The sequence below is a fragment of the Corynebacterium kalidii genome (genome assembly GCF_022869005.1).
Taxonomy (GTDB): Bacteria; Actinomycetota; Actinomycetes; order Mycobacteriales; family Mycobacteriaceae; genus Corynebacterium; species Corynebacterium kalidii.
Genome location: NZ_JALIEA010000008.1, coordinates 41,394 through 54,152, shown reverse-complemented (window position 1 = coordinate 54,152; position 12,759 = coordinate 41,394). Strand labels below are relative to the sequence as shown.

Here is a 12,759-nt window from a genome sequence, read left to right as displayed (position 1 = left end):
TTGACATGTCAACTACATTGCCGTGGCGTGGTCCCCGCTGGCCTGCCCCGACCGGGTCGAGCGCTGCTGCGTCCACCGGTACACACCCAGGATGATGCCCACGAAGACCAGCGCACCGAGCCACTGCGACGCCCCGGTCCAACCCTCGGGCATGATCGCCAACGCCTCGGAGTCGCCGGTACCGGCGATGATGCCCGCGTTGAGCACACCGAAGAGGCTCTCGCCGACGATCAGGCCCGTGGCACCGAGCACACCCAGCCGCTTCGCCGTCACCGCGTTCGCGCGGCGGTCGGCCCACCGGTTGTAGAACCAGCCGAGGAAGGCGCCCACGGGGATGATCAGCGTGAGGCTGATCGGCAGGTACATGCCCATGCCCACCGCCAGCGGCGGCAGGCCGAACCGCTTCCCCGACATCCGGCGGACCACCTCGTCGACGACGATCACGCCGATGCCGATCAGCGCGCCGAGCCCGATCAGACCCCAGTCGAGGGAGTCGCCGAAGATACCCTCTGCCACCGAGGACAGCAGGCCCGCCTGCGGTGCCGCCAGGGCGTCCGGACCGGCGCCCGGGGTGCCGGCGAAACCGAAGGCGCTGGCCATCAGCCCCATCACCGGCGGGATGATCAGCGACCCGAAGACGACACCGATGATCAACGCCGTCTGCTGCTTCCACGGGGTCGCGCCGACGAGCTGACCGGTCTTGAGGTCCTGGAGGTTATCGTTCGAGATCGTGGCGACGCCGAAGACGACCGTGGCGGTGAACAGGGTGTAGGCGACCAGGGCGGTGGGGTGACCACCGTCGTCGTTACCGGTGACCAGCTTGATCAGCAGGGCCGCCAGCAGCACCGCGATGACGCCGACGCCGGAGATCGGGCTGTTGGAGGAGCCGATCAGACCGGCCATGTAACCGCACACCGCCGCGATGACCAGACCGAGCAGCAGGACGAACAGGATGCTCAGGGTGATCAGCGACCCGGTGTGGTGGCTGACACCGGTGCCGCTGAGGAAGGACCACAGCAGCCACCCGATCGGCAGCATGAGCACCAGGACCCCGATGACCAGAACCTTCATCGGGATGTCCCGCTCGGTGAGCGCGACCTGCTCGCCCTGCTTCCGTGCCCGTGACGCCGCCAGCGACGCGGCGATGCCCCGGACCACCGGGCCGATGATCTTCAGCAGCGTCCACACCGCGGCGACGGCCATCGCCCCGGCACCGACGAACCGCACGTCGCTGGCGAAGGTCGCGGAGACGGCCTCGGAGATGTCGCCGACCACGGGCAGTTCCCCGCCGGTGAAGACCGGCAGCAGCACACCGAAGGAGATCAGAAGGCCGACGATCATCGCCACACCCACCGTGGGACCCACGAGGTGGCCGACGCCGATCAGCGCCAGCGACAGGCTGGAACCGACCATGGTGCCGCCGGCGCCGACGCGGAACGTGGCGGCCAGCTCAGAGGTGGTGACCTTCAGCGCCGAGAGCAGTGACATGCCGGCCGAGGCGAGACCGCCGACGATGATGGCGCGCAGGCCGTCGCGGTTGCTGCGGTTGTCGGGGTCGGAGGAGTCGTCCTCACCGACCTTGAGCACCTCGGCGGCGGCCACGCCCTCGGGGAACGGCAGGTCCGAGCCGGTCACCAGTGCGCGTCGCAGCGGGATGGAGTACAGCACGCCGAGGACGCCGCCGATGAGGCAGACCAGCATGGTGGTCCAGTAGGGGAAGCCGGTCCACCAGCCGATCATGATCAGACCGGGCAGCACGAAGATGATCGCCGACAGGGTGCCGGCGGCGGACGCGATGGTCTGCACGATGTTGTTCTCGGTGATGCTGTGGTTCTGCAGGCGGCGCAGCACCGCCATCGAGATCACCGCGGCCGGGATGGAGGTGGCGAAGGTCAGTCCGACCTTCAGCCCCAGGTAGACGTTCGCCGCGGTGAAGACCAGGGTGATCAGACCACCGAGGACGACCGCGCGGACGGTGAGCTCGCGGATCGGGGACGCAGGTTTGTTGTCGGCCATGTCGTCGGCTCGCTTTCACGGACGTGACGGCGCCAGGTCATTGTCGCGGACTCATCGTCGCGGACCCGGCGCCGGTGACGTCATCGGTTCAGTTGTGGGACCCGTGAAACTCTAGTCGCCCGTCCGACAGATACAACAGCGGGCTATATTCCCCCGGGTGCGGCCCGCCCCAGGAGATCGGCGACGGTCTTGGACACCATCGCCGCACTGCTCATCACCGTCAACTCCAGCTGGTCGTCCCCCATCGCGCTGGCCGGGCGGTGGATCAACGCCCGCACCACCCAGTCCGGTTCCTCACGACTGCCCAGGTTCACCAGCGCCGCCGTCGTCCCGGTGACGTTGTCGTTGTGCGCAGCCACCGCAGAGGCCAGCGACTCCAACTCCGGCCGATCCAGCCCACCGATGTACACCCCGGTGTCGACCAGCACCAGGTCGTGCACGACCGTCACGTCGATGTCGTAGCCGTTCCAGTGGAACCCCACCCGCCTGCTGCCGTCACCGTCCTCCAGCACCCGGTCCTCTGTACCTGGCCCGAACAGCAGCGCAGTGAGCCGCTCCGGGGTCACCGGCGTCGCCTGGGACGCCGGCAGCTGCGCCCCGACGACGTCGATGAGCCTGCCCGCCAGGGACGACGGTTCCACCGGGTCGCCGGCAGCGCCGGCCGCATCCGTGTCCGGGTGGGCGGTCCGTGGGGCGTGCGGCCACGTCTGCCCGACGATCTCGGCCAGCTGCTCCCCCAGCCCGGCAGCCATCGGCGCCCAGTCAGTGATCTGTTCCTCGGTGAACCCGCCGAAACCAGCGAGTACGGTGTCCAACGCCATGCGCGTGTGCCCGGCCCCGTCACGGTAGAGCTGCAACCGAGGTGCCGCATTCGCCGCGTTAAACAACGTCACCGACAGTGCCACCCCGAACGGGTCCTCCCCGTCGAGCACACCGTCCCACTGCGCCCGGGCGATCAGGATCGGCGGTTCACCACGCCCGGGTGCCGCACCCACCGTCGCGGAGACGGTGACGGTGATGTCGTCGTGACCGGGCACCGGCAGGGCGAACACCGCGTCCGCCGGGGCCGGCTGCCGACGCTGCGGGATCTGCGATGCCGACGTCGGGGCCGCCTGCTGTGCCTGTCGGTTGTCCCTGGACTTTCTCTTCCACAGTGCCATGTGAGTTCGTTGTCTCCTCGAGGTGTTGCCTGGGTGTCTTACCTGTGTGCGTTGGTGATGCGCTGGGCCTGAGCCGAGGCCATGCTGCCGACCATCGCTGTATCCGTTGTCCCGGAAGCGGCGACGGTGAACGTGACGCCGTCGACCGTGGCGGTGACCGTGGTCATCGTGGAAGCGACACCGTCACCTTCGACAGGCTGGCCGTTGACCTCCACCCCGGTCAGGGTGACCCGCGCCGCCCCGAGCACCTCGGCCCCGTCGACGGTGATGTCCACCGGTTCGGCGGTGTAGTGCTGCACACCGTTGTCGGTCTCGTCACTCATCGCCCGGGTGAACTCCGCGCACTCGGAAACGTCCGCCGGGAACGAGGCCGGGTCTGTCTCGTCGGTGGTGACCATGACGACCACGCCGTCCTCGTCACTGTCGACCGGGGTGTAGCTCGCGGTGGCGGTGGTGCCGGTCGGGCGGAACATCCAGTCCATGACGGTCAACGGGTCCACCGCAAGCCCGGTACACTGCAGCGGTTCAGCCTGGGTCGCCTCCCCCAGTGCCTCACCGCCGACGAGTCCTTCCGCGTCGGCGAGTTCCGGGTCATCGGACAGCTCGCCGAACAGCTCGGCCAGGGACGGCTCGTCCTCACCCGTCGGCGGGATGTACTCGTAGCCGGCGGGGGTCAGCGTGTCGTCCACGATCAGGTCCGCCGGCGCCGTCGAGGCGGGCTGTCCGGCATCCGGGACCTCCACGGCGGAGCTGGCGGTCGTGGCGTCCGGGCTCGACGGGGTCGAATCATCGCCGCCACAGGCGGACAACCCGAGACAACCGGCGGCCAGCACCGCCATGGCGATAGTCCCGTGGCGGTGACGGGACGGGGAGGACGTGTTCATGGGCATCTCGATTCTCTGTGGGTCTCGTAGGGGGTGTCGTCAGGCGTCGGTGGTGGGGTTCAGCCGGTGATCTCGTCGGCGAGGGCCATCATGCAGTCCGCGACCAGTTCGCAGGTCTGCGACACCGTCGCCTGCAGCTGCCGGTCGGTCATCCCCGCGCCGACGAACTGGTGCAGCGCGTAGATCACGGAGGTGGACCCGTCGGAGTTGCGGTGCACCACCGCCACGGCCCCGGCCCGGTTCGTCGACCACCTCCAGGTCACCGGTAACAGCGGGTCTGCGTTCTCCGGGTCAGCGAGCATCACCTCGGCACTGGACGACACACTGAGCACGTCACCGTTGACCGCGATATTCACCGCCGGCTGTCCCCACCGGATCCGCAGTACCCCGTCATCGTCCACCGGCGAGAGTTGCCCGGACCGGGACGCGAGATCCTCGGCGATACGGTGCGGGGTCACCGGTGTGGTGTCACCGGAGGCGAAACCGGACGCGTTACCCGGGGTGATGAACTGCGCCGCCATCTCCTCGGTGGCGGCCACCCCGCGGTCCTCGCCACCCAGGCCTACCCCGCCAGGTTGGGCCACGATGTCCGGTGCGTGCCTTTCAGCCTGCGGCCACTGCTCGTCGAGCCACTGGTTCAGGTTCATCGCACCGAATACGACGGCCCGAAGGTACTCGTCGAGCTGTGCGACAGTATGGCCCTCCCACCAGGTCATGATCATTTCCCCGCGCAACCGTGTGTGGCCCTGACTGTCCTCGTAGGAGAACACCCGCGGGGCGACGAACCGATCATTCCAGGCGTTGACTAGGCGTTGGATATCAATCGGGTCCAGGCCATCGAGAACTCCGTGCCAGTCCATCACCGCATCGTGGGTCAGCGGAGACTCCGATGACCCCGAGACCTCGATGCGCAGGTCGAGCCCGTCGAGGTCCAGTTCATCCAGCCCGATCGCCGCGGACTGCAACCACAGGCACGTAGCGCCGTCACTCACGGCGGTGAGGCCAGCACCAGAGGCCACGAGTTGGACGGCCTTGGCCGAACCCGCGGCATCGGGAGTGCCCGGTGTGACGCCACCGGTTGGGGCCGAGGACGGAGAGTCTTGGTCCCGAGCCTTGTGCGAAATAGTATTTTTTCTACCAAGTCCGAACATTATCCTAACCTCTAGATCAATATAGTGTTGTCGATGAACTCGTCAGCGCTCCAGTACCCGGAATCCCACCAGCAAAGGGAATCACCAAGCGCTATCGTCACAAAATCCTGCGGAAGAACTACCGTGGAATTTTGGACGACCGCTTTGACACCGCGAGCGTTCAGCGCCGAAGCAAAATCCGACGGCGACGGCACATCGTCGCCACGTAGTGGTATCCCGAGGAACGTGTGATCAATCTTCGACTCGACATAGAGCAACTGCGCAGTTACACATTCACCATCGCGAACCATTGACACCACGAGGTTTATTTAGAATATATTCCGAGTAAGCCTCGCAGGCTGCTACCCGCACCGACAACTCCTCAACGAAGAGAATCGTAGGATCGAATTCACGCATCCTCTGCGACGGGGGAGCAGATATTCATCGGACATCAAATGGCACAGATGAACTCACTCGGAGTGTACAATTTAGGATCAAACCATCTAATCACACATGCCTCCTCCTCGACAAAATACAATACGACTCTATGGTCGGGAAGTGCGATATAATCGGCCGTCAGAATCGAATCCTTGTCAGTCGCGCTAATATTCTGCCTAATTCTCGCAGCAACATCATTCAACGAGACATCGAAGAACGTATCCCCTTTCTCCAGCTGGACAACAGATACACTCGTTGCGGCGTTTGATTCGAAACCAATAACACACTCCCTTTCTTCACCATCGACTTCAATATAACCCGAGATCATATCATTCCATTGATTTACGGTTTCCCTTGGGTCGGAGAGTATACTTATGTATTCTTCCCTGGAGAGTCCGGTGGCGAGAGGAAATGCAGAAAGTGTCGAGAATTCCACAGCTATACCCCCTGTGATCTTAGTGGTTTTCCGGTGCCTGGATGCACCGTAACCAGGCCCATTTCGGCAGCATAGTCTATCATCTCCTCCAATGCAGTGTTGTACTTGCCCGCGAATTCCTGTTGGATATAACGATACTCTTCAGCGAAGGCCTCATCGTAGTTGCCCTTCTCCATGAGATCCTTTTGATGTTCTCGATACTTCGCATTTCCTGGGTACATGGGGTGACTAAGGGTTCGCCTATGATCTTCTTTCGTCATCTGAATCGATGGCGCATTTCCATATTTTAGATTACCTGGCATAATTCCAGGGTTATTTCTGATAACCGCCCCTGAGATGATGTGGTGTCGCTGGTGTGCCACGTCGTTCCATTTACCGGTTGCAAGGTGGTCGAAGTTCCCTCCTCGATAAGGACGCTCCTGAGTCGGCTTGATTGAGCAACGCGCGGGTCCTCGTTGCGAGAAATCAAACCTCGAGAGCCCTAACCCCTCTTGTCGGCCGTAATCTAGAAGGTTCCTAGTTGTCGAACTGTGCGAAAAGGCGCCCTGCTGCCAAATCATTGACGCGGATGCCCGAGCTGGGCAGTTCGGAAGATTCTTTACCGATTGACTTCGTTCGGCGTTGCGGGCTCGTCGCGCTCGGAATGCATCACGCACATCGCCAATTTTTCCGACCAGTTGGCGGACAGCGCCAACTAACTTTCCAGCCTTAAGGATCTTTCCGAACCCAGGGACGTTGATTGCCGCCATAAGACAGCTTGATACGGAGCCGCCAAAGCATCGTCGCAGGTCGTTAACTCCTAAGAACTCCAAGATCGTGTCGATAACAACTGGCCCGACGACTCTCTTGAGCATGCTGATGAGGTCCTCATCCGACTCGGGAGTCGGTTTATCGATAAGTTCTGCTTCTTGGGCTGCCTGCACCGCAGCCTGTTCAGCAAGATCTTTGGCGACAGCTGCCTGATAAGCATCATCAGCGGCCTGGGCCGCACGAGCAGCGTCTTGGCCTGCGGCCTCAGCAGAGGACCGTGCGGAGGCTGCTGAACTAGCTGCTGCGGTGGCTGAGGCACGGGCATCGACGGCATGACTAGTCGCCTCCGATGCATTTGCTTCTGCTTGAGAGGCGTCGGACTCAGCTGCTGCAGCTGCTTGATGAGCCCGCGCCTGTTGCGCTTTGGCATAGTCCAACGACTGCTGAGCGTACCTGAGATGATCGCCTGCTATCCGGGCGGATTCCTGGGCGTGCCCAGCGAACTCTGCCGCATCGTTGGCATACTGGCGAGCCCTAGAAGCCGAACCAAGCGCATTTTCGTGGGCCGCTTGGGCGTTCGCGGCGAACTCGCCAGCAAGATCGGCGGCTCGCCGGCCTACCGCGAGCATCGAACTTATGTTTGCGTCATGAGTAACCCGCTGCTCGTCCATCGCTGCTCGGCGATACTGCTCAACCACTATAAATTCATTGAGACCAGCTCGGTCCCCTACGACAGCGGCTTCTGCCGCTGCTTGAACCTCAGGGCCACCAGTCTCGGCTAGGTCATACGCCTGCTTAACCTGATCACTCCACCGTGCCTTCTCGTATCCCCCTTCATTCACAAATTCATTGAGATCTTCATACGTCCCACTTCGAAGAGCGTTATCTGCTGCAGATATGGTACGCTGACCAGCGGTCTCCCGTAAATTCCAGGTAGCTTCTCTCAATCCTGGTGTACGGAGTTCTGTAGCGCGTTCTGTAACGAACCAATTAACGGTTTCTGCGTCTGCGTTGGCGAATTCACCTGATTCGATACGGAGATCCTCATTGGGGTCGGATTCCCACCAATCCCGCAACAGTTGACTCTCATCTGCGCTGACCGCAGCCGGGTACCCGCTGAGAGCGAACATCTTAAGGTCATCGTCGTATCCCGATTCCAGCGCAGTCTGAGCTGCGCCAGCCACATTAGGACCTCCCACGAGCGCGGCAGCAACGGTTGCTTCGCGAAGCGTGGCGATGTCCCCCGTGAACTCCCGTGGATCCGGGGCTTCTTCCTTCTCGCCTTCGTCCCCGGGCACGCCCTCTCGGGGGCCACGCATTCCGGGCCCATCCACGCCAAGAGAGTCCAGTTTCTTTCTCAGTTCCGCCCTGCGTTCGTCCTCCTCGCGTGCAGCAGCATCGAGAGCGTCCTGCGCAGCACGCGCATCCTCGGCCTCACCGCGCAGGAAGTCTTTCTCAGCAGCGGCCCGGTCATCAGCAACAGCCCGCGAGATCTCATTGGCTGCCTCTGCAATATCGATGGCTTCATCCGCTGCCTTCGCCGCCGCAGCAGCATCCTCGGCGTGTTTGCCCGACATGCGTGCCGCGTACTCGGCCTCACCGGCATACTGAGCAGATTCCTCAGCAGCACTCGCCGAACGACGAGCATGCTCAGCCGCCTGCTTCGCCGCATCACGCGCCTTGTTCACCAGGTCCTGGATACGCACAACCAACTGGTCAACCTGATTCGCAGCAGCCCTCGCGCGACCAGCGGCGGCACGAGCCCTGGCCGCACCCGCACGTGCCTCGGCAGCCGCAGACTCACTGACACCAGCAGCTCCGGCAGCCTCAGAAGCCGCCGCAGCCGCGGCCTCAGCATTGCCAGCCGCGGCAGATGCTGCGGCACCCGCGTTGCCGGCATGGCGAGCAGCAGTGTTGGCGTGCCGGTAGGCCTCTTGGGACAGGTCTGCTGCTTGAGCAGCACTGTTAGCCTGCTCTGCAGCGATGCGTGCAGCCCGGGCGTCGCCGGCATTACGGGACGCATCCGATGCTCGTGCGGCAGCGGTGGCCGCCGCGGCACGCGCCTGACTGGCAGCAGCGGCGGCCCGCGCCAGCGCATCAGCGGTCTGCTGCAGAGCGATGCGTGCCTCCTGGGACGCTGCCACCGCCTGATCCGCCACACGGGCAGCCTGGTTGGCAAGCTCACCCGCAGTTTTCGCGGCGTTGCCAGCCTTCACCTGTTCCTTGTCAGCAGCGATAGCTTCATCACGGGCCTTCTGTGCGGCACGCCGGGCATTCTCGGATGCCCGCGCAGCATTGTCGGCCTGCTGAACCGCGAGGCTGTTGGCCTCAGAGGCCTTCTTGGCCTCCGTGATCGCCAGATTCACCAGCTGGCTGGTGTTCATCTTCTCGGCGTCCTGGGAGGCCGCGACGAACTGGCCGTAACGCAGGAACGTGTCAATGGCCGTGTCAGTGTTGACTCGCAAGGCTTCCTGGGCCCCGGCGGCGACACTGGGCAGCTCAGAGGTCGACAGTTCATAGACCTCACGACGCTTGTCGTGGGTACGCGCAGTGTCCGCACCAGTGGCGGCGAACTCCGCCAACGCCTCGGCACTGTTGTCCTTCAGCGCGGCATCCGCCGCCCGCTTCAGGGCTGTCCCCCGCGGGGCCTCAGCAGCCTGCCACGCTGTTGCCCGGTCATCCTGGGCTTGAAGCTCCTGCCACCCGGCATCAATGAATTCGGCGATGGCCTCGGTGTCCCCGGCGCCGTCATTGGCATCCAGCAGTTCAGTGACCTTCTCCTGAACCTTCGGACCACTGATTGCGGAGATCGTCACCAGGATCTGACGCAGATCCTGGTTCTGAGCGGTCTCCAAGCCACCGTCCTTGTATGCCTCGAAGTCTGCCTCTGAGCCGGCCAATGCTGCGGCGGCGGCATCGCGGGAGGCAGGGAAGTTCGACTCGAGCATGTCCACGGCGAACTGCCTCGCATCAGCCGTATCGGTGATGTCCAGCTGTTCGGCTGCTTGCTCTTCGGCCTCCTGCTGCACCTGCTGGTTCTGCTCGCCCTGGGCGACCGCCAACGCACTGGACGACTCAGCGATCAGCGCGAGCGCCACAACAGTGGACAGGATGATCGGCAGCCACAAACTGACCCGTGTCTTCAACCGGGTCAACAACAAGGAGGATGGAGAGCTCATCAACGGGGTGTACCTGTTCTCTAGAAGTGCTTAACTGTCCGACTACTTGCCGGGAAACGCCAGGGCGGTGTCCACGAACCACGTGGACTCAACATTGCGGGTCGTCGTGGTGGTCAGCGGACGGTTCGTTCCCGACCCCGCACTCAACACCCGCGACTGGTCAGCCGCAGAAGCCAGGTACTTACCTGTCACCGGAGTCGCAGCATCGGTGGCACACCACGTCGCCGCCGTCGGATCCGGGTCCACCGACGCCGCCACCCCGGTCCCCGACGTGGTGTGCAGGTAGGTGTCCGGGTACGCAGCGGACTCCAGACTGATACACCCCGACCCGTCGAGAGCATCAACCACCGTGAAAGACCCGTCCAGCCGGTCGGTGAACCCACTGTTACGCGTCAACGGCGAGGTGACCACACCACTCCAGTTGATCCGGGCGACCTGCCCGGACACACGGTTGCCCGCAGAGCGCAGGGAGACGACATTGTCGTTACCCTCGGCATCCGGGCCGGGCTCCAGCTCCCCGGTCGACGGCCCGTTGGGTGAGGACACCGGAGAGACCTGCAACTCCACCACCGTCGAACCATTACGGTCCACATCAATCGAGTGCACCTCACCAGGGGCGACGGTGGCCTGCCAGTACACCGCCCCATCAGGCAGTTTGAACGCCACAGACACCGGGCTGGTCAGGTTGTTGACCACACCATAGGAACCGGTGATGTTCACTGCCACCCACCCGGAAGCCGCAGTGAGCTCGTAACAGGCCGCCATGCCAGGCACATCGAAGGAATCGACGCGCACCTGAGGGTTGGACGCGTTGCAGGTCTTCTCACTCAGCCCGCCGTCACCGGCTGTGGTGGACATCACCGACACCCCCGGCGCAGCAACTGCAGTACCCGCAGCAGTCACTGCCAGACCAGTCGCGGCGACAGTGGTCATCGCGGCGAAGAGGCCACGTTTCGCGGCGGTGGTGATCCTGGTGGCAGTGGTGCTGCGCACCGGAGAGGGCAGGGATGTGTCGGTGGAGGTCATGACGAGAAAGAATCCTTGGAAGTCAGGTGGGGTGTCTGCGAGGTGCGCGGGCGTGGTGCCGACGACGACATACGGCACGGCACAGGGGATGTGTCCTGTGATCGAGGCGCAGTCAGCTCTCGGCCGAGGAAGTCAGCAGGGACTATCGGCGAGGCCGGGGGATCACAAGGGCGCGTAAGTGGTCTTGGCGGTCTCGGCACCACTACGCAGGTTCGTAGCCAACTCCGGCCACACCTGGGCACCGACGTGATCAGAGACAAACGGACCGGCCACACTCGTGGACTCCGTGGTGCCGAACGCCTCGACGATCAGGCGGACCCAGGTCTTGTCCGAACTGACGTAATCCGACTCACTGACGGTGTCGTCGAACAGCATCTGCCCGTCAGCGTCGCGGACCGCCCCCGGAGCCGTCACCGTGTCGAAACGGATGTTGAGCTTGCGGCCAGCACCCTCAGGATGACCATTGTTGGTGACCAGGGTGACACCCTCGTCACCGATACGATCCACCGTGGCGGTACCACTGCGCCCGCCCATCCCGGTCAGGGTGCACACCGCGCCGGTGGTCAGCACATCAGGACACCCGGTCAGCGGGAAGTAGTCACCCATGTGCTGAATCAACTCACGGTGCATCCCATGCGGTGCCCAGCGGGGCTGGGCATCGGTGGTGAACAACGGGATGGTCTGGCGGTAACTGGAGTAACGGGCATTGTCATAGCGCTGCAAAGCCACCCCGGTCGGCTCGAAGGACTGGATCGACCCGCCGACGAAGTCCTGCTTGATCCCACCATTGGCTTCGTACGGGTCCGAGGTCGGGTAGCCCAGCGTGCCGGTCTCCCACCCATCGGCCTTCCACAACTCACGGATCTTCCCTGTCACCGGATGCGCACCATAGGAAGGGTGCCAGTAGATCGAGCCACCCTCGAAGTGGTTGAACCGGCCCCGACGGTCCGGCGGGGTTCCCTCGTCGGTGGTGGGGTAGCCCAGATCGCCGGCCTCGTAACCCAGATCAGCCCACTTGTCGAAGATCAACCCCTCGATGTGGTGGGCATCCGTCGCCGGCGACCAGTAGATCGACCCGCCCTGGAAATGATTGAACCGACCCTTGCCATCCGGCGGGATGATCTGGTTGGTGCGCGGGTAGCCCAACCGTCCGGCCTCCCACCCCAAATCACCCCACTTAGCGCGAATACGGCCCTCGACCCAGTGAGCCATTCCATTGTCGACCCTCGGGTGCCAGTAGATCGCCGTGGAATTCTTCGCGAAGTTCTGGAACCGGCCGACCCGATCCGGCGTGACGATCTCATTACCGGTCGCGTTGCCGAACTTACCGACCCCACCGTAGCGGACGTAGGTGTCGGCGATTTTCCCGCGGATCCAATGACCATGGAACACATCAGCACTGGCGGCCGGGGCAGTCACCGCGACCGACGCCGCGATCACCCCGGCAGCGAGGGCGGTGCGTGCAGTCGAACGCAGGCCCCTGAGCCTGGAGAAGGAGAGAAACGTCATGAGCACACACGTTATAAGGAAAACCCGTGGTTCGGCGTGGGTACGTCGAAAAACCTTCCACTCCCCTTCCCTGCTTCGATACGGAAAAACAGGATACTGTCAGGTCACCGGGGGTTAACGCCGTTCGCTTCACGAACCCAGAGTGTGACATACTCCACTCCCGGCCGTCACAGGCCAGGCTGGACAGCCCCGCACTTACTTATCTTCTCACGTCCAACTACCCGCCCCCGA

General features: G+C 63.5%; 8 protein-coding genes. All 8 read right to left on the bottom strand.

Annotated elements, in window-relative coordinates:
* Positions 1-12: 12 nt before the first annotated feature.
* The 8 genes from MUN33_RS01840 to MUN33_RS01805 all read right to left on the bottom strand — a co-directional run bounded on the left by MUN33_RS01840 (position 13) and on the right by MUN33_RS01805 (position 12,528).
* Positions 13-2,016: an OPT family oligopeptide transporter gene (locus tag MUN33_RS01840; protein WP_244803211.1), complete on the bottom strand. Its 2,004-nt coding sequence runs from the start codon at positions 2,014-2,016 to the stop codon at positions 13-15.
* Between the two features lie 143 nt (positions 2,017-2,159).
* Positions 2,160-3,176 (bottom strand): hypothetical protein, encoded by a 1,017-nt coding sequence (locus MUN33_RS01835; RefSeq protein WP_244803210.1) that lies wholly within the window; start codon positions 3,174-3,176, stop codon positions 2,160-2,162.
* Between the two features lie 38 nt (positions 3,177-3,214).
* On the bottom strand, positions 3,215-4,060 hold the full coding sequence (locus tag MUN33_RS01830; RefSeq protein WP_244803209.1) for a hypothetical protein: 846 nt from the start codon (positions 4,058-4,060) through the stop codon (positions 3,215-3,217).
* Positions 4,061-4,119: 59 nt separating this feature from the next.
* Complete coding sequence (locus MUN33_RS01825; RefSeq protein ID WP_244803208.1) at positions 4,120-5,052, bottom strand: hypothetical protein; 933 nt, start codon at positions 5,050-5,052, stop codon at positions 4,120-4,122.
* A gap of 589 nt (positions 5,053-5,641) precedes the next feature.
* Complete coding sequence (locus tag MUN33_RS01820; protein WP_244803207.1) at positions 5,642-6,064, bottom strand: hypothetical protein; 423 nt, start codon at positions 6,062-6,064, stop codon at positions 5,642-5,644.
* 2 nt (positions 6,065-6,066) lie between these two features.
* Positions 6,067-9,993 (bottom strand): coiled-coil domain-containing protein, encoded by a 3,927-nt coding sequence (locus MUN33_RS01815; protein ID WP_244803206.1) that lies wholly within the window; start codon positions 9,991-9,993, stop codon positions 6,067-6,069.
* A 42-nt stretch (positions 9,994-10,035) separates the two neighbouring features.
* Positions 10,036-11,019: an AbfB domain-containing protein gene (locus MUN33_RS01810; protein WP_244803205.1), complete on the bottom strand. Its 984-nt coding sequence runs from the start codon at positions 11,017-11,019 to the stop codon at positions 10,036-10,038.
* A 162-nt stretch (positions 11,020-11,181) separates the two neighbouring features.
* Positions 11,182-12,528 (bottom strand): LGFP repeat-containing protein, encoded by a 1,347-nt coding sequence (locus tag MUN33_RS01805; RefSeq protein WP_244803204.1) that lies wholly within the window; start codon positions 12,526-12,528, stop codon positions 11,182-11,184.
* Positions 12,529-12,759: the final 231 nt, after the last annotated feature.